At 70.4% G+C, this 22,011-nt stretch carries 23 protein-coding genes and 2 tRNA genes; 11 read left to right on the top strand and 14 right to left on the bottom strand.

What is annotated here, in order from left to right; genetic code table 11:
* Positions 1-311: 311 nt before the first annotated feature.
* Entirely contained in the window at positions 312-1,196 is an 885-nt protein-coding gene (locus AC1HC7_RS00660) for a dihydrodipicolinate synthase family protein (RefSeq protein WP_479497284.1), read from the top strand.
* 36 nt (positions 1,197-1,232) lie between these two features.
* On the opposite strand, the gene AC1HC7_RS00655 is transcribed toward AC1HC7_RS00660, so the two are convergent.
* The 3 genes from AC1HC7_RS00655 to AC1HC7_RS00645 are packed head-to-tail and all read right to left on the bottom strand — an operon-like array spanning position 1,233 to position 4,419.
* The gene (locus tag AC1HC7_RS00655) at positions 1,233-2,303 is read right to left on the bottom strand and encodes a malate/lactate/ureidoglycolate dehydrogenase (protein WP_479497283.1); all 1,071 of its coding nucleotides are present in this window, start codon (positions 2,301-2,303) and stop codon (positions 1,233-1,235) included.
* A 51-nt stretch (positions 2,304-2,354) separates the two neighbouring features.
* Positions 2,355-2,789: a hypothetical protein gene (locus AC1HC7_RS00650; protein WP_479497282.1), complete on the bottom strand. Its 435-nt coding sequence runs from the start codon at positions 2,787-2,789 to the stop codon at positions 2,355-2,357.
* Between the two features lie 25 nt (positions 2,790-2,814).
* The gene (locus AC1HC7_RS00645) at positions 2,815-4,419 is read right to left on the bottom strand and encodes a GMC family oxidoreductase (protein ID WP_479497281.1); all 1,605 of its coding nucleotides are present in this window, start codon (positions 4,417-4,419) and stop codon (positions 2,815-2,817) included.
* Between the two features lie 260 nt (positions 4,420-4,679).
* On the opposite strand from AC1HC7_RS00645, the gene AC1HC7_RS00640 reads away from it, so the two are divergent.
* A complete protein-coding gene (locus tag AC1HC7_RS00640; RefSeq protein WP_479497280.1) occupies positions 4,680-6,119 on the top strand; it encodes an FAD-binding oxidoreductase in 1,440 nt (479 codons plus the stop codon).
* Positions 6,116-7,366, top strand: coding sequence for an aminotransferase-like domain-containing protein (locus tag AC1HC7_RS00635; protein ID WP_479497279.1), 1,251 nt, complete (start codon positions 6,116-6,118; stop codon positions 7,364-7,366). The genes AC1HC7_RS00640 and AC1HC7_RS00635 overlap by 4 nt, the downstream gene beginning before the upstream one ends.
* A gap of 200 nt (positions 7,367-7,566) precedes the next feature.
* On the opposite strand, the gene AC1HC7_RS00630 is transcribed toward AC1HC7_RS00635, so the two are convergent.
* The 5 genes from AC1HC7_RS00630 to AC1HC7_RS00610 form a co-directional block, all read right to left on the bottom strand.
* Positions 7,567-7,643 (bottom strand) — tRNA-Arg (locus tag AC1HC7_RS00630).
* 141 nt (positions 7,644-7,784) lie between these two features.
* Positions 7,785-8,555, bottom strand: coding sequence for an ABC transporter permease (locus AC1HC7_RS00625; protein ID WP_479497278.1), 771 nt, complete (start codon positions 8,553-8,555; stop codon positions 7,785-7,787).
* Complete coding sequence (locus tag AC1HC7_RS00620) at positions 8,552-9,304, bottom strand: ABC transporter permease (RefSeq protein ID WP_479497277.1); 753 nt, start codon at positions 9,302-9,304, stop codon at positions 8,552-8,554. Before AC1HC7_RS00620 ends, AC1HC7_RS00625 begins: the two co-directional genes overlap by 4 nt.
* A gap of 9 nt (positions 9,305-9,313) precedes the next feature.
* Positions 9,314-10,087, bottom strand: a complete 774-nt coding sequence (locus AC1HC7_RS00615; RefSeq protein WP_479497276.1) for a transporter substrate-binding domain-containing protein — start codon at positions 10,085-10,087, stop codon at positions 9,314-9,316.
* Between the two features lie 48 nt (positions 10,088-10,135).
* Entirely contained in the window at positions 10,136-10,915 is a 780-nt protein-coding gene (locus AC1HC7_RS00610) for an ABC transporter ATP-binding protein (RefSeq protein WP_479497295.1), read from the bottom strand.
* 109 nt (positions 10,916-11,024) lie between these two features.
* On the opposite strand from AC1HC7_RS00610, the gene AC1HC7_RS00605 reads away from it, so the two are divergent.
* From AC1HC7_RS00605 to AC1HC7_RS00590, 4 genes are read left to right on the top strand one after another with little or no spacing between them, the layout of a single operon-like run.
* The gene (locus AC1HC7_RS00605) at positions 11,025-11,672 is read left to right on the top strand and encodes a TetR family transcriptional regulator C-terminal domain-containing protein (RefSeq protein ID WP_479497275.1); all 648 of its coding nucleotides are present in this window, start codon (positions 11,025-11,027) and stop codon (positions 11,670-11,672) included.
* Positions 11,669-12,856, top strand: coding sequence for a pyridoxal phosphate-dependent aminotransferase (locus tag AC1HC7_RS00600; protein ID WP_479497274.1), 1,188 nt, complete (start codon positions 11,669-11,671; stop codon positions 12,854-12,856). The genes AC1HC7_RS00605 and AC1HC7_RS00600 overlap by 4 nt, the downstream gene beginning before the upstream one ends.
* Positions 12,853-14,457 carry a 5-guanidino-2-oxopentanoate decarboxylase gene (locus AC1HC7_RS00595; protein ID WP_479498550.1) on the top strand — a complete coding sequence of 535 codons (1,605 nt, stop codon included), beginning with the start codon at positions 12,853-12,855 and terminating at the stop codon, positions 14,455-14,457. Before AC1HC7_RS00600 ends, AC1HC7_RS00595 begins: the two co-directional genes overlap by 4 nt.
* A gap of 15 nt (positions 14,458-14,472) precedes the next feature.
* A complete protein-coding gene (locus tag AC1HC7_RS00590; RefSeq protein WP_479497272.1) occupies positions 14,473-15,255 on the top strand; it encodes a dimethylarginine dimethylaminohydrolase family protein in 783 nt (260 codons plus the stop codon).
* 161 nt (positions 15,256-15,416) lie between these two features.
* On the opposite strand, the gene AC1HC7_RS00585 is transcribed toward AC1HC7_RS00590, so the two are convergent.
* Positions 15,417-15,501, bottom strand: a tRNA-Leu gene (locus AC1HC7_RS00585).
* Positions 15,502-15,660: 159 nt separating this feature from the next.
* On the opposite strand from AC1HC7_RS00585, the gene AC1HC7_RS00580 reads away from it, so the two are divergent.
* Positions 15,661-16,242, top strand: a complete 582-nt coding sequence (locus AC1HC7_RS00580) for a YqaA family protein (protein ID WP_479497271.1) — start codon at positions 15,661-15,663, stop codon at positions 16,240-16,242.
* A complete protein-coding gene (locus tag AC1HC7_RS00575; RefSeq protein ID WP_479497270.1) occupies positions 16,239-16,709 on the top strand; it encodes a disulfide bond formation protein B in 471 nt (156 codons plus the stop codon). Before AC1HC7_RS00580 ends, AC1HC7_RS00575 begins: the two co-directional genes overlap by 4 nt.
* Before the next feature lies 1 nt (position 16,710).
* Here the strand turns inward: AC1HC7_RS00575 and AC1HC7_RS00570 are convergent, their stop codons facing one another.
* From AC1HC7_RS00570 to AC1HC7_RS00560, 3 genes are all read right to left on the bottom strand, one after another.
* On the bottom strand, positions 16,711-17,298 hold the full coding sequence (locus AC1HC7_RS00570; protein WP_479497269.1) for an HNH endonuclease: 588 nt from the start codon (positions 17,296-17,298) through the stop codon (positions 16,711-16,713).
* 167 nt (positions 17,299-17,465) lie between these two features.
* Complete coding sequence (locus tag AC1HC7_RS00565) at positions 17,466-18,122, bottom strand: alpha/beta hydrolase (protein WP_479497268.1); 657 nt, start codon at positions 18,120-18,122, stop codon at positions 17,466-17,468.
* Position 18,123: 1 nt separating this feature from the next.
* Positions 18,124-18,753 carry a DNA-3-methyladenine glycosylase family protein gene (locus AC1HC7_RS00560; protein ID WP_479497294.1) on the bottom strand — a complete coding sequence of 210 codons (630 nt, stop codon included), beginning with the start codon at positions 18,751-18,753 and terminating at the stop codon, positions 18,124-18,126.
* 102 nt (positions 18,754-18,855) lie between these two features.
* On the opposite strand from AC1HC7_RS00560, the gene gluQRS reads away from it, so the two are divergent.
* Positions 18,856-19,785, top strand: a complete 930-nt coding sequence (gene gluQRS / locus AC1HC7_RS00555; RefSeq protein WP_479498549.1) for a tRNA glutamyl-Q(34) synthetase GluQRS — start codon at positions 18,856-18,858, stop codon at positions 19,783-19,785.
* On the opposite strand, the gene AC1HC7_RS00550 is transcribed toward gluQRS, so the two are convergent.
* Together AC1HC7_RS00550 and hisI are read right to left on the bottom strand one after the other, a co-directional pair.
* Positions 19,745-20,854, bottom strand: coding sequence for an AbrB family transcriptional regulator (locus AC1HC7_RS00550; RefSeq protein WP_479497266.1), 1,110 nt, complete (start codon positions 20,852-20,854; stop codon positions 19,745-19,747). The genes gluQRS and AC1HC7_RS00550 overlap by 41 nt on opposite strands.
* Positions 20,851-21,219, bottom strand: coding sequence for a phosphoribosyl-AMP cyclohydrolase (gene hisI, locus AC1HC7_RS00545; RefSeq protein WP_479497265.1), 369 nt, complete (start codon positions 21,217-21,219; stop codon positions 20,851-20,853). The genes AC1HC7_RS00550 and hisI overlap by 4 nt, the downstream gene beginning before the upstream one ends.
* A gap of 125 nt (positions 21,220-21,344) precedes the next feature.
* Here hisI and AC1HC7_RS00540 point away from each other — a divergent pair, with 125 nt between their 5' ends.
* Complete coding sequence (locus AC1HC7_RS00540; protein WP_479497264.1) at positions 21,345-21,830, top strand: iron-sulfur cluster assembly scaffold protein; 486 nt, start codon at positions 21,345-21,347, stop codon at positions 21,828-21,830.
* Positions 21,831-22,011: the final 181 nt, after the last annotated feature.

Raw genomic sequence — 22,011 nt, 5'->3', positions numbered from 1 at the left:
GGGGTCTCGTTTAGCAATTCCTGATCCTTTCGCCGGTCCCGCGCCCGGGCGCGCCGCCCGGCGATCCTATGGGATCGGCTCCAGGGATTGGAACCCTCGGTTTTCGCCTCCCCCCCCCCTTGATCGCCTCCCCTCGCCCCCCCCCCCGACCCGCGGCGCCGCTTGCCTGCGCGGCGGCGCGCCGGGTAGCGTCGGGGGCCATGCGCATCCGACCCGCCCCCGCCGGCGGGGGCCCGTCAAGGGCGGCCGACGGCCCGCGCACAGGCCAGACAGGGCGCCGCCAACGGGCGCCGATCCGGGGGAGACCAGACATGACCGACACCCTGCGCGGCGTCATCGCGCCCTTCACCACGTCGTTCCGCGCGGACGGCGCCATCGACCTCGCCGCGGTCAAGCCGCAGGTGGACTGGCTGATCGAGAACAACGTGCACGGGCTCGCCGCCGGCGGCAGCACCGGCGAGGGCCACGCGCTGGACCGCGAGGAGCACCGCGCCCTGATCGCCGAGACCGTCGCCGCCGCCGACGGGCGCGTGCCCGTGGTGGCCGGAATCATCGCCAATTCGACCCGCGAGGTCGCGGCCCGCGGCCTGGCGGTGCGCGATCTGGGCGTCGCGGCGCTGCAGGTCACGCCGCCCCACTACCTGTTCCGCCCCGACGACGACGCCATGCTCGGGCATTTTCGCGGCATTCACGAAACCTGCGGCCTGCCGATCCTGATCTACAACGTGGTGCCGTGGTGCTACCTGTCGCCCGACCTGCTGCTGCGGATCATGGACGAGGTCCCGGGCGTCGCCGGGGTCAAGCAGAGCGCCGGGGACATGCGGCTGCTCGCCGATCTGCTGCGCCGCGCCAGGCCGGAAAACCTGATCTTCAGCGCCGTGGACGCGTTGCTGTATCCGTCCTACCAGCTTGGCGCGCGCGGCTCGATCGCCGCCATCCTGTCCACCGCGCCGGGGCCGTCGGTGCGGCTCTGGGACGCGGTCAGGGCGCAGGACTGGGACACGGCGCGCGACCTGCACGAACGCCTGATGCCGGTCTGGGACGCGGTGGGGCTCGACAACATGCCCTCGCTGGTCAAATACGCCCAGTCCCTGCAGGGGGTTCCCGCCGGACTGTCGCGCCAGCCGACCTCGCCCGCCACCGAGGCGCAGAAAGCGGCGGTGCGGGCGGCGCTCAAGGGGCTCGACCTGATCTGAGCCCGCGGCCCTCCCCCCCCGGCCGCGCGCCGGGGGTCATACGCCGGCGAGCGCGGCGAGCTCATCCGCCGGCACGCCCGCCTCGCGCGCAGTGTCCAGCAGCTGCGCCCAGGTCCCGTCGTCGATGGGGATGCCGTCGGCCTGGCGCGCGGCCATGGTCCTGCGTTCGGGATCGCCGGGGAACATCACCGCCTCGACCCCCGGCGCCGGGGGCGAGGCCTTCACCCAGTCGGCGTAATCGTCGACATCGGCGTAGAACGCCGCCGCGTCGCCGAACAGATCCGGGTCGATCAGGATCGCCAGCATGTTGTTGAGCACCCGCGCCGGCTTCATGCGCGCCGGCACATGGGCGCCGCCGCCGCTGAGCGACCCGCCCAGGATGTCGCCCAGCAGCGCCAGTCCAAACCCCTTGTGCAGCCCCATGGTGGTCAGCGCCCCAAGCGGTTCGTCGAACAGCACCCCGGGATCGCGGGTCGGAGCGCCCTTCGCGTCGATCAGGCAGCCCTCGGGGACCTCGACGCCGCTCATATGCGCCACCCGGGCCTTGCCCTGCGCGATGGTGCTGGTGGCCATGTCGAGCACGAACATCGGGTGGCGCGGGGTCCTTGGAATCGCGGTGCAATAGGGGTTGGTCGAAAATCGCCCGTCGCTGCCCCCGAAGGGCGCGACGCTCGACCCCGGCGACAGAACGTTGACGTAATGGATGGAGATGAACCCCGCCTCCGCCGCCATTTCCGCCCAATCGCCGATGCGCCCGATATGAAAGCTGTTGCGCAGCGACAGCAGCGCGAAACCCTGGTCCCTGGCGCGCGCGATGGCCAGCGTCATGGCCTGCTCGGCCACCACCTGCCCGAAGCCCTGCCCGCCATCGACCAGCAGCAGCGGCCCCTTGTCCCGGACCACCGTGGCTTGCGCGTCCAGGCGCAGCTCGCCGGCGACGATGCCGTTGACATAGGCGGGCAGCAGCCCGACCCCGTGGCTGTCATGGCCGGTCAGGTTGGCGTGGACCAGCCGCGCCGACACCTTGGCCGCCGCGTCCTCGCTGCCGCCGGCGGCGCGGATGACGGATCTGGCCAGCCGGGTCAGTTTGTCAGATGAGATGATCATGGCGTTTTCGACAATCCTTCGGGGTTTCAGTGCGGCGTTCCGGCCGCGCGGTCAGGGAACCTTGCGCCAGATCGCGCCGCGCGCGCGCACCGGGTCCAGAATCGACAGATCGTTGGGCGCAAGATCGAAGCCCTTGGGAAAGGGCGGGCGGACCTCCATGCCGAGCGCGCGCATCACCCGCGGGTCGCGGTAATAGCATTGCGCGACCAGCGATTGCAGCAGCCGCGCCTGACGCGGCCAGGCGGCGCGGAATGCGTCGCCGTCCTGCGGCGCGGCCTCCAGCGCGGCCTCCAGCGCCGGGGCCAGCGTCGCGCGCATGGGCGCCGCGGCGGCGAGGATTTCCGCGAGGATCGCCGGGTCGTCGGCGCCGGGCAGCCCGGCGGCCTCGTCGCGCGGGATGATCATCGCGGCGATCGCCGCCAGCGCGCGGCGCCCGCGATCCGAAAACGCCGCGCCCGGCCTGTCGCCCTGTGTCTGCTCGCTCATGCCATGTCCCCCGGGATCCCTCGCCTCAGTCAAAAAGGTTCGCCAGCCGCTTTTTCATCTGATCGGCGATGTAGAGCGCCAGCGCCTGCAAGGTGCTGGTCGGGTTGACCGCGCCGCTGGTGACGAAGATCGAGCCATCGACGATGAACAGGTTCTTCACGTCATGGGCGCGCCCCCATTCATTGACCACCGCGCGCGCCGGATCGGCGCCCATCCGCGCCGTGCCCAGCAGGTGCCAGCCGGCCAGCGGCAGGGGCGCCGTGACGTGGACCTCGCGCGCGCCGGCGGCCTCCAGCGCCTCGGTCCCGCGCGCCACCGCATGGGCCATCATCGCCTTGCTGTTGTCGCCGAGCCGGTAGCTGATCTTCGGGGCCGGCACGCCGTTGGAATCGGTCAGTTCCGGGTCGAGCGTGACCCGGTTATGGGGTTCGGGCAGGTCCTCGCAAATGGCGTAAAGGCTTGTGATCCGGTTGAACAGCCGCCGGAATCCCGCGTGATGCCCCGGTCCCCAGGGGACCACGCCCCAGCCCATGCCGGATATGGCGGCGGCCGAGGGCCCCATGCCGCGCGAGGTTTCGAATCCATAGCCGCGCACGAAGCCCCGCGCCGGGTCGGTTTCATAGAATTCATGGCTGAGAATGGTCTTGTGCGCCCCCCGATAGCCGTCCAGCGGTTCGTCGAACACGCCCTGAATCGCCGCGTAGGGATGGAACATCAGGTTGCGCCCCACCAGCCCGCTGCTGTTGGCGAGCCCGTCGGGGCATCGCGGCGAGGCGGAATTGAGCAGCAGCCGCGGCGTGCCGACGCCGTTGGCGGCCAGCACCACCACATGCGCGGCCTGAAACCGCTCCACGCCCGCGGGGTCGAAATAGACGACGCCGGCGGCCATGCCCCGGTCGTCGGTCTCGATCCGGCTCACCCGGCAATGGGTGCGCAGCTCGACCCCGCCGCGCAGCGCGTGCGGCCAATAGGTGAGGTCCACCGACCCCTTCGCCCCCTGCGCGCAGCCGCCAAGGCAGGTTCCGAGATTGATGCAGCCGGGGCGGCCGTCGTAATCCTCGGTGGCGATGGCCGCGTCGCAGGGCCACCAGTGCCAGCCCAGCTTGTTGAAGCCGCGCGCCAGCGCCCGCCCCGAGGCGCCCATGGGCAGCGGCGGCATCACCGGGGTCTTGCCGGGCGGATAGGCCGGGTCGCCCGCCAGACCGGACACCCCCATCATGCGGTCGTTTTCGGCGAAGAACGGGGCCAGCGTTTCGTAATCCACCGGCCAGTCATCGGCGACGCCGTCCAGCGTCCGCACCCGGAAATCCGATGGATGCATGCGCGGGAAATGCGCCGCGTAGAACACCGTGCCGCCGCCGACGCCGTTGAAATTCACCACCTTGATCGGCGATGCGTCGTCGTTGATCGGGTAATCCTCGGGCCAGGCGCGCTTGTTGGGGCTGATGTGATGGTCACCGGTGCGCCGGGCCTCCCAGTCCAGATGATTCGCCGGATAGTCGGTCGGGTCCGGGGGGCCGCCCTGCTCCAGACAGACGATGCGCATCCTGGTGTCGAGCAGGCTCCAGGCCACCGCCGCTCCCGAGGCGCCGGCGCCGATGATCAGCACGTCGACCGGTTCGTCCGTCATCGCCGCCTCGCTCCCTGTTCGCGGGCCTGCGCCCGTCTGGCGGCCATGATCGGCATTCCCGGCGCGATCGCAAACCGTAAAATCCTGTTTCGCGGCTTTTCCGGCGCCGGCGCCGGGGGCCGGCCGCGGCGAATCCCGGCCTTGCCAATCGCCCGGTTCGCGCTGATGCTGCCAACCGCCGTCCATGGAACTCCGGGGGCAAACCGGGGCGTGGGCGAATTGCGCCGGGTCATGGCGAAGCACGGCGGGGGGACACGACAATGGGCGCTGGCGCCGGCGAGGACATCATCGAGGCCCTGAAACGGGCCGTCGGCAGGCGCGGCTGGCTGGCGGGGGCCGATGTCGGCCCCCGCTACCGCACCGATCCCCGCGGGGCGGGCGACACCGCCCCGGATTTCGCGCTGCGCCCGGGTTCGACCGCCGAAGTGTCGGCGATACTGAAAATCTGCCACGCCGCCGGGCAGACGGTGACGGCGCAGGGCGGCATGACCGGGCTGGTCGGCGGGGCGTTGCCGCGCCCGGGCGAGATTCCGATCTCGTTCGAACGCATGACCCGCATCGACCCCGTGGCGCCGGGCGCCGGGTCGATGATCGTCGAGGCCGGGGTTGCGCTGCAGACCGTGCAGGACGCCGCCGAGGCGGCGGGGATGCTGTTTCCGCTCGACCTCGGCGCGCGGGGCTCCTGCACCATCGGCGGCAATCTGTCGACCAATGCCGGGGGCAACCGGGTCATCCGCTACGGCATGACCCGCGACCTGACCCTTGGCGTCGAGGCGGTTCTGGCCGACGGCGCCATCGTCAACAGCCTGAACGGCTTCATCAAGAACAACACCGGCTACGACCTGAAGCAGCTTTTCATCGGCAGCGAGGGCACGCTGGGGCTGATCACCCGCGCCGCGCTGCGCCTGCACCCGCGGCCCAGCACCCAGATCGTCGGCTTCTGCGCCGCCGCGGATTTCGACGCGGTGACCGCCTTCATGGCCCATGCCCGCGCCGGGCTCGGCGCCGATCTGAGCGCCTTCGAGGTGATCTGGGCCTCGACCTACGCGCGCATCGTCGCCGACATTCCCGGCCTGCGCGCGCCGCTGCCCGAGGGGCGCGCATTCTACGTGCTGGTCGAGGCCATGGGCAGCGCGCCGGACACTGATCGCGACAAATTCGAAACCACCCTGGCCGAAGCGCTGGACAAGGGGCTGATCGCCGATGCGGTGATCTCGCAATCCGCGGCCGAGGTCACGGCGCTGTGGGACGTGCGCGACGGCATGGCGCAGGCGCTGGGCGCCCAGCAGCCGGCCGTGGGGTTCGACGTCAGCCTGTCGCTCGACGCCATGAAGGATCTGGAGGCGACGCTGCTTGAACGCCTGACAGCCGCGCTGGGCGCGGTGCGGCTGTTCATCGGCGGCCATCTCGCCGACGGCAACCTGCATCTGGTGGCCCGCAACGACGATTCCGGCCCGCTGCCCGGCGACGCCATCGAGGACATCGTCTACGGGCTGGTGGGCGAGCGCGGCGGCTCGGTCTCGGCCGAGCACGGCATCGGCATGATGAAGCGCCGCCATCTGGGTCAAAGCCGCGGCGCCGCCGAACTGGCGCTGATGCGCCGCCTGAAGCGCGGCCTCGACCCCAGGGGCATTCTCAATCGCGGCCGCATCTTCGACTGCGCCCCCCGCCCGTCACGCCAGGAAGGACCCCGCCCATGACCGCTGATCTCAAAACCCTGTTCCGCGCCGGTCTGCCGGCCCCGGCGGCGGCGCCCTTCAGCGGCTTTCCGCCCTATAATTTCATCGGCGGCCACAACGACGCGGGCAGCGTCCCCGTGGCCGACCTGACCGCCGCCGCCGCCAGGGTGATCGCGGCCGAGGGCGCGACCCTCGCCACCTACGGACTGCAGAGCGGGCCGCAGGGCTATCTGCCGCTGCGCGAGTTCATCGCCGAAAACCTCAAGTCCGACGCGGACATGGCGGACGGCCCCGACAATGTGCTGGTGACCTCCGGCTCGCTGCAGGCGCTGGATCTGGTGAACCGGCTGCTGCTGGAACCCGGCGACTGCGTGATCGCCGAGGCGGCGAGCTACGGCGGCGCCATTTCCCGGCTCAGGGCGCTGGGGGTCGATTGCCTCGGCGCCCGCCTCGACCGTGACGGCATCGACATCGCCCATCTGACCGAACTGCTGGAAGCGCGCAAATCCGCCGGGCGCCCGGTGAAGTTCATCTACACGATCCCGACGGTGCAGAACCCGACGGGCGGCGTCATGTCGCTCGAACGCCGCCGCGCGCTGCTGGACGTGGCGGCGCGGTTCGACTGCATGATCTTCGAGGATGACTGCTACGCCGACCTGCTGTGGAGCGGCGATCGCCCGCCCGCCATCCGCGCGCTGGACGCCGAGGCCAGCGCCGCCGAGGGCCGGCTCAACCGGGTGATCCATTGCGGGTCGTTTTCCAAATCCGTGGCCCCGGCGCTGCGCATCGGCTACGTGGTCGCCGACTGGCCGGTGATCGCCCAGATCCTGCCGCTGAAGACCGACGCCGGGACCGGCGCGCTGGACCAGATGGTGCTGGCGGAATTCTGCCGTGACCATTTCACCGGCCACATCGCCGCGCTGCAAGACACCCTGCACCGCAAATGCAATGCCATGGTCGAGGCCCTGAACGAGAATTTCGGCGCCTCCGCCGAATTCGTCCCGCCGCTTGGCGGCATCTTCATCTGGGTTACGCTGCCCGAAGCGGTCGACACCTCCGAACTGGCGAAAGCCGCGGCGAAACAAGGCGTGGCGATCAACCCCGGCGCCGAATGGACCGTGGACGGCGCCAGCAACCGCCGCCGCCTGCGGCTGTGCTTCGGCAACCCGGATGAGCAAACCATCCGCGGCGGCGTCGCCAGACTCGCCGAAATCTGCCGCCGGGAATTCGGCGTGCCCAGGCGCATCGGCAACGTGGCGCCCCGATAGGCAAGGCGCCAGGCGGGGCGATTTCGCCGACCGCCAACAATCGGCGCGAACGCCGCGCCGGCCCCCAGCCCCCGGCAGCGCAGGCGCAACGCTGGACAGGCCATCGGGATGCGGCGCGCGGATCGGTCCTTGCCGGATCCTGCGGCGGCGCTTCGCGGCCCGGACGACAGGGAACCCGTGCTGGAATCGCGGATGCGCAATGGCGACCCCGACAGGATTCGAACCTGTGACCTGCCGCTTAGGAGGCGGCCGCTCTATCCAGCTGAGCTACGGGGCCATGCCGTTTTCGCGGCATGCCGCGCGACCCTTGGCGGCCCGGCCCAACGACGGTCTCCAGTCGTTGCAGCGGGCCGGATCGGCGCGCATCGGGGTTGTAGGAGAATATTGCGGCCTTCGCCACAGGAAATCGGCGCCTCGGTCAACCCGGCGCCTGGTTTTCGATCCGTCGAAAGACCAGCGTGATGCACCCGGCGATGATCATGTAGATCAGCGCCAGCAGCAGCAGCGGTTCGTAGACGATGAACGTGTCCGAACGCACGCGCGACGACACCGAATAGATATCGATCACCGTGATCGTCGCCACCAGCGGCGTGGCTTTCAGCTGCAGGATGGTTTCGCCGCCAAGCGTCGGCAGCACGCTGCGGATGGCCTGCGGCAGCCAGATCCGGCGGAACACGGTGAAGCGCGGCATGCCGAAGGCGCGGGCGGCCTCCAGCTGGCCCTTGTTCACGCTGGCGAAGGCGCCGCGCATGACCTCGCCCTCGTAGCCGGCGTAGGACAGGGTCAGCGCCAGCACCGCGTAGGGCCATGCCTGGCGCAGATAGGGCCACAGCTCGCTGCTGCGGATCCAGGGAAATTGCGGGAACAGCGAGCCCAGCCCGTAATAGAGCAGCCAGATCTGCAGCAGCAGCGGCGTGCCGCGAATGACGGTGCAAAAGACCCGGGCCGGACTCGCCAGATACCAGGGGCCGACGGCCTGGGCGAGCCCGAGCGGCGCGGCCAGCAGAAAGCCCAGCACGGTCGAAACCGCCAGAAGCCAGATGGTGCGCCACAGCCCCTCCAGCGCCAGCGGCGCGTAGGCGGGGATCCAGTCCCAGCGCAGCGCGACCGCGCACCACGCCGCCAGCGCCGCGAACAGCGCCATGAGCACGATGCGGTGCGGCTGCATGAACGAACGCAGGGTCGTCATTTGCCCTGCGCCCGCAACGAAGGCTGGCCGCGCCGCGCCCATGTCTCGATCCAGCCGAACACCACCCCCGAACAGAGGGTGACGATCATGTACAAGGCGCCCGCCGCAAGGAAGAAGGTGAAATAGGCCCGGGTGCTGCTGGCGGCCTGCCGGGTTTCCAGCGTCAGTTCGGAAAAACCGACGATCGCCAGCAGGGCGGTGTCCTTGGTGGCGATCAGCCACAGATTGGCCAGCCCCGGGATCGCGAAGGGCATCATCGCCGGAATTGTGACCCGGCGCATGGTCATCAGGGGCGACATGCCGAAGGCGCGCGCCGCCTCGATCTGACCCGAGGGCGCCGCCAGAATGGCCCCGCGCAGCACCTCGGTCGCATAGGCGCCCTGAACCACGCCCAGCACCCAGATGCCGGCCGCGACGCCGCTGATCTCCACCCGGCCGTAGCCCAGCGCCAGGGCGGCCTGATTGATCAGATCGGCGCCGACGTAATAGAGGATCAGGATCAGCACCAGTTCCGGCACCGCCCGGATCACCGTCGTGTAGATGGCGAGCAGATCACGCGTCACCGGCCCGCCATGCAGTTTCCCATAGGCCCCGAAAAGCCCGATCGCCAGGCCGAAGCCGAACGCCCCGAAGGCGATCTGCAGCGACCGGGCCAGGCCGCGCAGCAAATTCGCGCCCCAGCCCGGCGGAGACAGCGACAGCAGCTCCGCGCTTTGCGTCAGACCGAGCGTTTCAAGCAGAAGCTCCAAGGCCGGCGCCTACTCGCTGTAGATGCTGGCTTTGAAGTAGCGCGCGGTGATCTTGTCATGGGTTCCGTCCGCGAGGATGGCGGCGATGCCGGCGTTCAGGGATTGGCGCAGCGCGTCGTCGCCCTTGCGCACCCCGGCGCCGACGCCGCGGCCAAGAATGGATTCGTCATTGGCGACCGGGCCCTTGATTTCACAGCAGGCGCCGGCGTCGGTCCCGACGAAATCCGCCATGGCGATGCTGTCGGCCTGGGTGGCGTCGATGCGGCCGGCGATCAGATCCTGATTGGCCTCGTCCTGGGTCTGATAGACCCGCAGTTCGGACTTGTCGGCGAAATAGGCCTGCGCATAGGCCTGATGGATGGTCGACGCCTGAACGCCGATGATCTTGCCCGCCAGCGATTCAGGGGTCGGTTCGATGCTCAGCGACTTGTCGGCCACGATCACCGCCGGGGTGTTGTAATACGGGTCGCTGAAGTCGATGGTCTTCTTGCGTTCCTCGGTGATCGACATCGAGGCCATGATGGCGTCGATCTGTCCGCCGGTCAGCGACGGGATGATGCCGTCCCAGGCGACCGGAGACAGCACGCAATCAAGCCTGGCCGCGGCGCAGACGGCGTCGATGACCTCGATTTCCCAGCCGACCCACTTGCCCGAGGCGTCCAGCGAGGCAAAGGGCGGATAGGGTTCGGCGGCGATGCCGATCTTGACCTGTTCGGCGATGGCGGCCTGCGCGCCAAGCGCGGCCATGGCCAGTCCGGCGGCAAGTATGGTCTTGAATTTCATGATGTATCTCCCTGTTGTTGCGGTTGGGTCGGCGATCGGCGTTGCCGGTCACGAGACAGTTTTGAGGAACTGCTTCAATCGTTCGGATTTCGGCTGCCCGAAAACCTCGGCGGGCGGGCCCTGTTCTTCGATGCGGCCTTCGAACAGATAGACCACATGGGTGGCGACCTCGCGCGCGAATTTCATTTCATGGGTCACCAGCAGCATGGTGCGCCCCTCGGCGGCCAGATCGCGGATCACCGACAGCACCTCTCCGACCAGTTCCGGGTCCAGCGCGCTGGTGGGCTCGTCGAACAGCATGACGGCGGGCTCGACCGCCAGCGCCCGGGCGATGGCGGCGCGCTGCTGCTGGCCGCCCGACAGAAACGCCGGAAAGGTGTCGGCCTTGTCGCCGAGGCCGACGCGATCCAGCAGCGCCCGGGCGCGGGCGACGGCAGCGGCGCGCGGCGTCTTCAGCACATGCACCGGCGCCTCGATGACGTTTTCCAGCAGCGTGCGGTGCGTCCACAGGTTGAAGGCCTGAAACACCATGCCAAGCTGCGTGCGGATGCGTTCGATCTGGCGGCGATTGGCCGGCGCGCCGTCGGCGCGCATGGCGATTTCCTCGCCGCAGACGACGATCTTTCCCGAGGTCGGCGTTTCCAGGAAATTGATGCAGCGCAGCAAGGTCGACTTGCCCGAGCCGCTGCCCCCGATGATCGCCACCACATCGCCTTGCCGGGCGGTCAGCGAGACCCCTTTCAGCACGTCCAGATCGCCGAAGCTCTTGTGCAGGTCGCTGACGCTTATGGCGGTCTCGCGACCCGCGGCTTCATCGCTGCGCTCCATGTCGGCGGCCACGGACATTATCCGGCTCCCTCGCTTTTCGGGTTGTAGTAGGGCTGATCTCCCGCAATTCTGCAAGCGTATAGTTACTGGCGAACCGAGAGGAGCCGCGGTGCCAGACACCCGCCGCAAATTCACCCGCAAGACCGCCATGCAGCGAAAGGGCGCCTTGATCCAGGCGACCCTGTCGCTGGTCGCCGAGCAGGGCGTGCACGGGGCCACGGTGCGCGCGATCGCCGAGCGTGCCGGCGTGACCCCGGGCTTGATCCGACACTATTTCACCTCGAAGGAAGACCTGATCAGCGCCGCCTACGACCACCACATGACCCATATGACCGACCTGACCTTCGCCCCGGCCGAACAGGCCGGCGGCGGCGCGCGGGCGCGGCTGGCGGTCTTCGTCGGCGCGGCGCTCAAGCCGCCGGTGGTCGATCCGCGCTCGATCGCGCTGTGGGCCAGCTTTCTGAACGAGGTGCGCCGCGACGCGCAGATGATGCGCATCCACCAACGCACCTATGACGCGTTTCGCGACCGGCTGGAGGCCATGATCCGGGCGGCGCTGGAGGAAGCGGGCGCCCCGGCCGGCCCTGAACGCCTGCGCCGGCTCGCCACCGCCTGCAACGCCGTCATCGACGGGCTCTGGCTTGAGGGCGGCGCCTTGCCGGACGCCTTCAGGCCCGGCGAACTGCCTGACATCGGACTGGAATCGGTGGGGGCGATCATCGGACTGGAACTGGACAAGGGGGCGCACCGGCCATGAAACGCACCGCAATCGTCAAGCGCCTGGCTGGCCTGGGCGGCGCCAAATGGGCATTGCACCTGCTGGCCCGGGACATGATGGCCAAGGGCGGCGACATCGTCGACATGACCATCGGCGAGCCCGACGCGCCGACGCCCGGCGCCCTGACGCAGGTCGCCGTCGCCGCCATGCGCGCCGGGCGCACGGCCTATTCGAATGGCCGCGGCGAACCCGGCCTGCGCGCCGCCCTGGCCGAGAAATACACCCGATCCGCGGGGCGGCGCATCGGCGCCGATCAGATCCTGTGCTTTCCCGGCACGCAGACCGCGCTGTTCGCGGCGATGATGGGCGCGGCCGAGACCGGCGACGAGGTTCTGGTCGGCGACCCGATGTATGCGACCTATGAAGGGGTGATCCGGGCCAGCGGCGCCAGGCCGGCCCCCGTGCCGCTGCGCGCCGACAGGGGCTTTCGCCTTCAGGCCGCGGACCTGGCCGCGCGGATCACCGAAAGAACCCGCGCCATCCTGCTGACCACGCCCCACAACCCCACCGGCGCGGTCCTCAGGGTCGGGGACATCGACGCGATCGGGGACCTGGCGCGAAAGCATGACCTCTGGATCATCTCCGACGAGGTGTATGAACAGCTGACCTTCGAAGGCGCCGCCTTCGCGTCGCCGCTGTCGCGCCCGGGGCTGGCCGATCGGGCGATCGTGGTGTCCTCGATCTCCAAATCCCACGCGGCGCCGGGATTTCGCAGCGGCTGGTGCGTCGGCCCGGCCGGTTTCATCGAGGCCCTGCTGCCGCTGTCCGAGACCATGCTGTTCGGCAACCAGCCCTTCATCGCCGACATGACCGAACGGGCGGTGCGCGACGGGTCGAGCGTCGCCGCCGGCATGCGCGCGCGCTACGCGGCGCGCGCGGCGCTGCTGGGCGATCGCCTGTCGCGCGACACCGCCCTTGTCGCGCATCGCCCCGAGGCCGGCATGTTCGCCATGATCGACGTTTCGGCCACCGGCATGGACGGCAAGGCCTACGCGCTGGACCTGCTGAAGAACGGCGGCGTGGCGGTGATGCCGGGCGCCGCCTTCGGCACGACGCTGGACGATTGGGTGCGGGTGGCGCTGACCATCGGCGACGACGCGTTCGACACGGCCGTCAACCGCATCGTCGCCCATGCCAATGCAGTGCGGCGGGACGTGGCATGACCAGCGTCGGCGAGGCGCTTGTCGCGCAACTGGCAGAACGCGGGGTCGACATCGTGTTCGGCATTCCCGGCGTGCACACCATCGAACTGTATCGCGGGCTGGCGGGGTCGGGCATCCGCCACGTCACGCCGCGCCACGAACAGGGCGCCGGCTTCATGGCGCTTGGCTGGGCCAGGGTTTCGGGCAGGCCGGGCGTGGCCTTCGTCATCACCGGCCCCGGTCTGACCAACGCGCTGACGCCCATGGCGCAGGCGCGCGCCGACAGCGTGCCGATGCTGGTGGTCTCCGGGGTCAACGCGCTGGCGACGCTGGGCAGGGGGCTGGGGCATCTGCACGAACTGCCCGATCAGCGGGCGCTCGCCTCGACGGTGGCGCTGAACTCGCAGCGGGTGGAGACCCCGGGGGATCTGACGCAGGCGCTGGCGCGCGTCTTCGCCGGGTTTTCCCGGGGCCGCCCCGGACCGACCCATATCGAGATCCCGCTGGATGTCGCGGGCGCAGATTTTCCGGGACCGGGGACGAGACCGGGGGCCGGGCCCATGGCGCCTGCGCCCCCCGACGCGGCGCTGATCGCGCGGGCCGCCGGGATGCTGGAAACGGCGGCGCGTCCGGTGATCCTCGCCGGCGGCGGCGCCTGCCGGGCGGCGCAGGCGCTGCGCGAACTCGCCGAACGCCTGGACGCGCCGGTGGTGCAGACCGTGAATGCGCGCGGGATGATGCACGGGCACGCGCTGGGCATCCCGGCCAGCCCCAGCCTGACGGCGGTGCGCGAACTGATCGCGGGCTCTGACCTGACGCTGGCGGTGGGGACCGAGCTGGGGCCGACGGATTACGACATGCTCGGAACCGGGACCATGCCGCGCATGGCCGGGCTGATCCGCATCGACATCTGCGCCGATCAGCTGGCCCGCCGCCCCGCGGATCTGGCGCTGGAAGGCGACGCGCGCGACGCACTGCGCGCGCTGGCCGCGGCGACGGATCCGCGCGGGTCCGGGCCCCGCGGCGGGGCCGAGCGCGCGGCCCGGACCCGCATCGCCGCCCTAGAGGAAATCGGCCCCGACTACCGGGCGCTGACCGGGATCCTGAACGCCATGCGCGACGCCGTGCCCGGCGCGGTGATGGTCGGGGATTCGTCGCAGCCCGTCTATGCCGGCAACTGCTATTACGATCACGACCGCGCCGGCGGCTGGTTCAACGCCGCCACCGGCTACGGCGCGCTCGGCTTCGGGATCCCGGCGGCGATCGGGGCGGCGCTGGCGGATCCCGGGGCGCCGGTCCTGTGCATCGCCGGCGATGGCGGCGCCCAGTTCAGCCTGCCCGAGATCATGACCGCGGTGGATGAAAGCCTGCCCATCGCCTTCGTCATCTGGAACAACCGCGGCTACCGGGAAATCGAGACCTCGATGCAGGCCGCCGGCGTGACGGTCGTGGGCTGCGACCCGACGCCGCCGGATTTCGCGGCGACCGCGCGGGCCTTCGGCATCCCGTTCTGGCGCTGCGCCGCCGAACCCGCGGCCGTCGCCGACAGCCTGAAAGCCTTTGCGCGGCTCAAGGGGCCGGGCATGATCGAAATCGAGGCGCCGCGCCCGCGGCGCTCCTGAACAAACGGGTCCGCCATGCGCAACGCCACGTTCGAATTCAGCCGGGCGATCACCCGGCGCCCCGCCGCCAGCATCGTCGACGGCCTGCGCGCCGAGGACACCGGCACGCCGGATCTGGAGCGCATGCTGCAGGCCCATTCCGCCTATGTCGCGGCGCTGAAAAGCACCGGGGCCGAGGTGATCGAGCTGCCGCCGCTCGACGCGTTCCCCGATGCGATGTTCGTCGAGGACACCGCCCTGTGCCTGCCGCAAGGCGCGGTGCTGATGCGCCCCGGCGCGCCGTCGCGCATGGGCGAGGTGGCGCGCATGGCCCCGACGCTGCGCGACTGCCGCGACGACCTGCGCGCGATCGCCGGGCCGGGATGCATCGAGGGCGGCGACATCCTGGTCACCGGACGCGAAATCCTGGTTGGCCGCTCGGCGCGCACCGACGCCGCCGGAATCCGCGAACTGGCCGCGATCGTCGCCGAATGGGGCCACGCCCTGCGCGAGGTGTTCACCCCGCAAGGCGTGCTGCATTTCAAGACCGACTGTTCGCTGCTGGACGCGGACACCATCCTGTCGACCCGGCGGCTGGACGCCTCGGGCTGTTTCGAGGGCTACCGCGTGCTCCACGTCGCCGATGGCGAGGAGGCGGCGGCGAATTCGATCCGCTTCAACGATCTGGTGCTGCTGCCCGCCGGTTTCCCGCGCACGGCCGAAATGCTGGACAAAGCCGGATACGATGTCGTGGAGATCTGCAACGCCGAATGCGCCAAGCTCGACGGCGGCATGTCCTGCCTGTCGCTGCGCCTCTAGGCCGCTTGCCGGGGCGGGAACGCGTCGCGGCGCCCCCCGGCCGACGGGCGGTTCGCGCCCATGCGGGGCGCAGCGGCTCCGCCTCCCCCCTTTTCCCCCCTGCCGACATGAAAAATCGCGAAGCATTGAAAATGCTGGAAACAAAAGATTTTTCTGCGGCATGGTGCCCGGAGGGGGACTCGAACCCCCAAGCCTTGCGGCGGCGGATTTTGAATCCGCTGCGTCTACCAGTTCCGCCATCCGGGCATGCGCGGCGCACTATAGTCCCGGCGCCGGACGGGTCAACCTCGCAAAGTCCCGGGCCGGCGGGGCGGGGGGCGGAACGCGATCGACGCGCCGGGCGCGGCGCGCGCCCATGCGCCCGCGAGCATGGACAGCGCAGCGGCGGGTTGCTATGCGGGCGGAATGTTGAGAACGCTTTACGACTGGGTGCTGCGGCAGGCCGAAACGCCCTACGCGCTATGGACGCTGGCGGCGGTCAGCTTCGTGGAAAGCTCGGTGTTTCCGATTCCCCCGGACGTGCTGCTGATCCCCATGATCCTCGCCGCGCCGCATCGCGCCTGGCTGCTCGCCGGGGTCTGCACCGCGGCCTCGGTCGCCGGCGGCGCGCTGGGCTGGTGGATCGGGGCGGAGCTGTTTGATTCCGTCGGCCGCCCGGTGCTGGAGCTTTACGGCAAGGCCGGCCAGTTCGACGCCATATCCGAAGCCTATAACGCGCAGGGCTTCTGGGCGGTGCTGATCGCCGGAATGACGCCGTTTCCCTACAAGGTCATCACCATATTCTCGGGCGTCACCGGGCTGTCCTTTCCGCTGTTCATGGCCACCTCGCTGCTGGCGCGGGGCCTGCGTTTCTTCATCGTCGCCGCGCTGCTGCACCGCTATGGCGAGGCGATCCGCGGCTTCATCGAGACCCGGCTCGGTCTGGTCGCCTCCCTGTCCCTCGCCCTGCTGCTGGGCGGCTTCGTGATCGTGAAATACGCGCTATGACCCTCACCCCTCGAAATCTCGCGCTGCTGGCGGCGCTCGGCTCGGCCGGGCTGCTCGGCGGGGCGTTGTTCTCGCAGTATTTCGGCGGGCTCGCGCCCTGCGAGATGTGCATCTGGCAACGCTGGCCCCATGGCATCGCCATCGCGCTCGGCGCGCTGATCCTGCTGGGCCTGTGGCTTCGCCCGCTGGCCGCGCTCGGCGCGGGGCTGATGCTGGTCGGCGCCGGGCTCGGGCTGTTCCACACCGGCGTCGAGCGGCGCTGGTGGGAAGGCCCCGGCACCTGTTCGGGCGGCCAGGACACCGGGCTTTCGACCGATCAGCTGCTGGATCAGATCCTCGCGGCGCCGGTGGTGCGCTGCGACGAGGTGGCGTGGGACTTCCTGTCGCTGTCCATGGCGAGCTGGAACGCCGTCATCTCGCTGGGCCTCGCGGCGCTGTGGCTGCTGGCGGCGACCCGCCGGGGCTGAATCACGGTTCCAGCGGCGCATCCCAGTACAGGAAATCCATCCAGCTTTCATGCAGGTAGTTGGGCGGAAATTTCCGCCCCACATTCTGCAATTGCGCCGCCGTTGGCCGCATCGGCTTGTGCGCCAGCCGCATCCCCGCCTGCTTCAGCGTGCGCGAGCCCTTGCGCAGGTTGCACGGCCCGCATGACGCCACCACGTTTTGCCAGGTGGTGCGCCCGCCCCGCGCGCGCGGGATCACGTGGTCAAAGGTCAGATCCCCCGCGGCGCCGCAATACTGGCAGGCGAATTCGTCGCGCAGGAACAGGTTGAACCGGGTGAAGGCCGCCAGATGGCCGGGCTTGACGAAATCCTGCAGCACCACGACCGAGGGCAGGCGGAATTCCATCGAGGGGCTGCGCGCCACCGCGTCGTATTCCGCCACCACCGCCACCCGGTCCAGAAACGCCGCCTTCACCGCATCCTGCCAGGGCCAGAGCGACAGCGGGAAATACGACAGCGGCCGGTAATCGGCGTTCAGCACCAGCGCCGGATGGTCTTTCAGCCGCGCCGGGCTTCGCACGAATTGCGCATTGTAGGGATCTTGCTGCACCCGAATCGTCTCCCGTCCCGAAGCGTTCCGCAAACGCCGGGACGGGACGCAACCCGTCCCGGAGATCGGCCCGACTATATCTGGCAGAAATTCTCGGACAAGCCCCCAGATGATGAAGTCTTTATTATGCCGAAAGCCGCGGGACCGCCGCCCCCCGCCGCCGGGGCTCAGCCCAGTCTCTTCTTGAGAAAGCCCAGCGCCAGCCCCAGCCCGTCGGGCGCGATGCCGTGGCCGACCCCGCGCGAGACATGGGTGGCGACCTCGATCCCAGCCGCCTCCAGCCCGCGCTTCGCGGCGTCGAGGCTTTCGAGCGGCACCATTTCATCCATGTCGCCATGCACCAGCAGCACCGGCGGGCGGGTGACGACGTCGCGCGCCAGCGCCTCCGGGTCGTTGAGCCGGCCGGAAAACCCGACGATCCCGGCCAGCGCGTCCTTGCGGCGCGGCCCCACCTCCAGCGCCATCATCGTGCCCTGCGAGAACCCGAACAGGCAGGTCTGCGCGGCGGGGACGCCTTCCGTCTCCACCAGATCGTCGAGATAGCGGTGCAGCAACGCCGCGGCGCGCACGGCGCCCTCGCGCATGGCCTCCGGCGTGCTGCCGTCCAGCATGGGGATCGGAAACCATTGCCGCCCCATGGGGTTGACCGCGCAGCGCTCCGGCGCGTTCGGGGCCAGAAACACGGTGTCGGGCATGTGATCCGCCAGCGCGTCGCCGATGCCGATCAGATCCGCGCCGTCGGCGCCGTAGCCGTGCAGCAGCACGACCAGCGACTGCGCCGCGCCGGATTTCGAGTCGCGCCGAGGTCCGTCGAGTGTCGCCATGTCAGGTGAGTCCTTCGCGTTGCTTTGCGATCCGGTAATAGGCCCAGAACAGCCGCGCCGCCACCGAGCGCCACGGCGACCAGACCTCCGCCATCTCCGAAAACTGTTTTTCCGACGGGCGCGCGTCGAGCTCGAACAACAGCCGCGCCGCCTCCTGCAGGGCCAGATCGCCGGGCGCGAACACGTCGGCGCGCCCAAGGCTGAACATCAGGTAGATCTCCGCCGTCCAGCGCCCGACGCCCTTCAGCGCCACAAGCTGCGCCAGCGCTTCGTCATCGGGCAGGACGCGCAGCGCCTGATAATCCAGGCCGGTTTCGGCGATCGCCCGCGCGTAGCGGATTTTCGGGCGTGACAATCCGCAGGCGCGCAACGCGTCCTCGTCGAGCGCCAGCACCCCCTCGGGCGACACCGCGCCCGCCGCCTCCAGACGCGCCCAGATGCCGTTGGCCGCCGCCACCGACAATTGCTGGGACACGATCGCCGCGAGCAGGGCGCGATAGCCGTCCTCGCGCCGGCGCAGCGGCAGCGGGCCGGTGGCCTCCAGCGCCGCGGCGAAACGCGGCTCGCGCGCCGCCAGCCAGGCCGCGCCCTCGGCCACGCAGGCGTCGTTTTCTATGATCCGTCCCACCATGGCCGCCAGACGACCGCCAATCGCCACCGAGGTCAAGCCGTCATCGCCCGCCCCGCCCGGGTCAAGCCCGGGGCGGCGGGCGATGGCGGCGCGCCGCCAAACATGCGAAAAACCCTGATGCATGTGGAACGCTTCGCACCCTCGCCCAACGGATACCTGCATCTGGGCCACGCATTTTCGGCGCTCACCGCCTTTGACGCGGCGCAGGCGGCGCCGGGGCGGTTCCTGCTGCGCATCGAGGACATCGACGCCGCCCGCGCCCGCCCCGCATTTGAAACGGCGATCTTCGAGGATCTCGCCTGGCTGGGCATTCGCTGGCCCGACCCCGTGCTGCGCCAATCCGGCCGCCTGCCCGCCTACGCCGCCGCGCTGGCGCGCCTGACATCGGAAAACCTGCTGTATCCCTGCACCTGCACGCGTCGCGACATCGCCAACGCCCTCGCCGCCCCGCAGGAAACCGCCCCGCAGGAAACCGCCCCGCAGGCGCCCGATCCAGGCCCGGGCCCGGACGGACCGCCCTATCCCGGAACCTGCCGCGAACGCCCGCCGGTCAGCGCCGCGAACGCCGCGCTGCGACTCGACATGCGCGCCGCCATCGCCCGGCTTGGCGGCCCCGAGGCGATCCGCGAACTGAGCTTCACCGAGCTTGACGCCGGTCCGCAGGGCGAGACCGGCGTCCAGAACCTCGATCCCGACTGGCTGCTGCGGCGCTGCGGCGACGTGGCGCTGGCCCGCAAGGACATCGCGACCAGCTACCATCTTTCAGTTGTTCTCGACGACGCATTCCAGGACATCACCCATGTGACCCGGGGGCGCGACCTGTTCCCGGCCACGCCGCTGCACCGGCTGCTGCAGGCGCTGCTCGGCCTGCCGACGCCGCTGTATCGTCACCACCGGCTGATCCGCGACGCCGCCGGGCGCCGGCTCGCCAAGCGCGACCGCGACGCCGGGATCCGCGAATTGCGCGCGGCCGGCGTCACGCCGCAAGACATCAGGCGGCGTCTCGGCCTGCCCCGCGCATCCCCCGCCTGAGCCGCGCGGCCAGCAGCGGCAACGCGAACAGAATGGCGAAGATGCGCGCCATGTGATGGGTGGCGACGAAGGCCGGATCGGCGTCGATGGCGATGGCGATCAGGCTCATCTCGGCCACCCCGCCCGGCGCGTAGGCCAGCAGCGCGGCGAAGAAATCCACCCCCAGCGCGCCGGAGATCGCCAGCGCAAAACCCAGCGAGATGGTCATCAGCAACAGCGTCCCCGCCAGCGTCCACGCCGCCACGGCGGCCAGCATGGACAGGCGCAATCCGGCGAAGCGGGCGCCGATCGAGGCCCCCGCGACCAGCAGCGCCGCCTCCACCAGCAGCCCGGGCAGCGCCCCCTCCACCAGCCCGAGCGGGCGCAGCGCGGCGCTCGCCAGCAGGGGGCCGATCATGTAGGGCAGCGGCAGTTTCCAGCGCCCCAGCGCCAGCGTCGCGGCCAGCGCCGCCCCGATCAGCAGCGCCGCGTCCGGCAGGCGCATCACCGGCGCCGCGGCCCCCTCCTGCGCGTCGGGCGGCGTCAGGCCGAGCCAGCCAAAGGCGATCAGCGGCGCGATCAGCACCACCAGCGCCACGCGCAGCGACTGCGCCAGGGCCACGCGCTGCTCGTCGGCGCCGATCTCCTCGGCGAACAGCGACACCGCCGTCAGTCCGCCGGGCATCGCCGACAGCAGCGCCGTGCCCCTTGCCATGCCCGCCGCGCGGCGAAACAGCAGGTAGCAGGCGCAGGCGCCCACCGGCACGTAGAGCACCGCCGCCGCGATGGTCACCGGCCAGCGCGCCAGCTGCGCCAGCGTCACCGTGGAAAAGCTTTCGCCCAGAAAAAGCCCGATGACCCCGAGAAACAGGGTGCGAAACCAGATCGGCACGAAGATCGGCGCCCCGGCGAGACTCAGCGCCATGCAGGCGAACAGCGCCCCCAGCATCCAGGCCAGCGGCGCCTCGGCCCAGGCGGCGAGCCCGCCGCCCGCCGCCCCGACCAGCAGCCCCAGCCCCAGCCGCGCGAGGTTGCGGCGCGACAGGCGTTCGGCCCAGCGCGCGCGCAGCGCGGCGAACCCGGCGGTCACAAGGCCATCGGCGCGGCGATTTCCCGTTCCTCGCCGTCGCGGATCGCGGTGTAAAAGCAGCTGCGCCGGTTGGTGTGGCAGGCGGGGCCGGTCTGCTCCACAAGCAACAGCAGGCAGTCGCGGTCGCAGTCGAGCCGCATCTCCACCAGCCGCTGCCCATGGCCCGAGGTCATGCCCTTGCGCCAGAATTCCCGACGCGAGCGCGACCAGTAGACCACCTGCCCCCCGGCCAGCGTGCGGCGCACCGATTCGGCGTTCATCCAGGCCAGCATCAGCACCTCGCCGCTGGCGTGATCCTGCGCAATGGCGGGCAAAAGCCCCCTGTCGTCGTATTTCAGGGCGGCGGGATCGAAGATCTGCGACATAAGTGGGGCTCCCGGATTGGCATCGCCGCCTTTTACACTGGCCGCGCCCGGACTATCTAGAAGGAACCGATCCGGACGACTCGCCCGGGCGCAGGCCCGGCGGACACAGCACAGGCGACAGCGGCATGAGCGAAACAGACGACAGCGCGGATTCGGGGCAGGATCTGATCAGCCTCTATTCCCGGCGCATCCTGGCGCTGGCCGCCGACATCCCCCACGCGACGCCGCTGGCGGATCCGCAGGCGCGGGTGCGTCGGCGCTCGCCGCTATGCGGCTCCACCGTCACCGTGGGGCTGAAGGTCGAGAACGGGCGCATCGCCGAATTCGGACAGGACGTGAAGGCCTGCGCGCTGGGGCAGGCCTCGGCCTCGGTGCTGGGCGCGGTGGCGGTGGGGCGCAGTCGCGCGGACATCGCCCGGGCGCGCGATCAGCTGAAGGCGATGCTCAAGCAGAACGGCCCGGTCCCGGACCCGCCCTTCGACGGCTACGAGGTGCTGTTGCCGGCGCGCGACTACAAGAACCGCCACGCCTCGATCATGCTCAGCCTCGAAGCGACCCTCGAAGCCATGGACGCGATCGCCGCGCAGGGCGCCGCGACCGCCGAGGCCTGACGCAAGCCGCAGGGGCGGGTCTGGGTCGGGCCCGGGGCGGGCCTGGGGCGGGCCTGGGGCGGCGGCAATGAAAAAAGTCGCCGCAACCCGGCATGGGCGCGGCGACAGGCGGTGCGGTCATGCGAGAGGCGAGCGCCGGATCAGGCGGGATCCGACGCCGGACGAGGGAACCGGCGCGGAT

The organism is Oceanicella sp., assembly GCF_056449545.1.
Note: the sequence above shows the minus strand (reverse complement) of the source record. Positions and strands in the feature narration are given on the sequence as shown.

Excerpts from the sequence above, each read along its gene's own strand:
- AC1HC7_RS00660 (WP_479497284.1), top strand. The coding sequence starts at position 312 with ATGACCGACACCCTGCGCGGCGTCATCGCGCCCTTCACCACGTCGTTC.
- AC1HC7_RS00655 (WP_479497283.1), bottom strand. The coding sequence starts at position 2,303 with ATGATCATCTCATCTGACAAACTGACCCGGCTGGCCAGATCCGTCATC.
- AC1HC7_RS00650 (WP_479497282.1), bottom strand. The coding sequence starts at position 2,789 with ATGAGCGAGCAGACACAGGGCGACAGGCCGGGCGCGGCGTTTTCGGAT.
- AC1HC7_RS00645 (WP_479497281.1), bottom strand. The coding sequence starts at position 4,419 with ATGACGGACGAACCGGTCGACGTGCTGATCATCGGCGCCGGCGCCTCG.
- AC1HC7_RS00640 (WP_479497280.1), top strand. The coding sequence starts at position 4,680 with ATGGGCGCTGGCGCCGGCGAGGACATCATCGAGGCCCTGAAACGGGCC.
- AC1HC7_RS00635 (WP_479497279.1), top strand. The coding sequence starts at position 6,116 with ATGACCGCTGATCTCAAAACCCTGTTCCGCGCCGGTCTGCCGGCCCCG.
- AC1HC7_RS00625 (WP_479497278.1), bottom strand. The coding sequence starts at position 8,555 with ATGACGACCCTGCGTTCGTTCATGCAGCCGCACCGCATCGTGCTCATG.
- AC1HC7_RS00615 (WP_479497276.1), bottom strand. The coding sequence starts at position 10,087 with ATGAAATTCAAGACCATACTTGCCGCCGGACTGGCCATGGCCGCGCTT.
- AC1HC7_RS00610 (WP_479497295.1), bottom strand. The coding sequence starts at position 10,915 with ATGGAGCGCAGCGATGAAGCCGCGGGTCGCGAGACCGCCATAAGCGTC.
- AC1HC7_RS00600 (WP_479497274.1), top strand. The coding sequence starts at position 11,669 with ATGAAACGCACCGCAATCGTCAAGCGCCTGGCTGGCCTGGGCGGCGCC.
- AC1HC7_RS00595 (WP_479498550.1), top strand. The coding sequence starts at position 12,853 with ATGACCAGCGTCGGCGAGGCGCTTGTCGCGCAACTGGCAGAACGCGGG.
- AC1HC7_RS00590 (WP_479497272.1), top strand. The coding sequence starts at position 14,473 with ATGCGCAACGCCACGTTCGAATTCAGCCGGGCGATCACCCGGCGCCCC.
- AC1HC7_RS00580 (WP_479497271.1), top strand. The coding sequence starts at position 15,661 with ATGTTGAGAACGCTTTACGACTGGGTGCTGCGGCAGGCCGAAACGCCC.
- AC1HC7_RS00575 (WP_479497270.1), top strand. The coding sequence starts at position 16,239 with ATGACCCTCACCCCTCGAAATCTCGCGCTGCTGGCGGCGCTCGGCTCG.
- AC1HC7_RS00565 (WP_479497268.1), bottom strand. The coding sequence starts at position 18,122 with ATGGCGACACTCGACGGACCTCGGCGCGACTCGAAATCCGGCGCGGCG.
- AC1HC7_RS00560 (WP_479497294.1), bottom strand. The coding sequence starts at position 18,753 with ATGGTGGGACGGATCATAGAAAACGACGCCTGCGTGGCCGAGGGCGCG.
- gluQRS (WP_479498549.1), top strand. The coding sequence starts at position 18,856 with ATGCGAAAAACCCTGATGCATGTGGAACGCTTCGCACCCTCGCCCAAC.
- hisI (WP_479497265.1), bottom strand. The coding sequence starts at position 21,219 with ATGTCGCAGATCTTCGATCCCGCCGCCCTGAAATACGACGACAGGGGG.
- AC1HC7_RS00540 (WP_479497264.1), top strand. The coding sequence starts at position 21,345 with ATGAGCGAAACAGACGACAGCGCGGATTCGGGGCAGGATCTGATCAGC.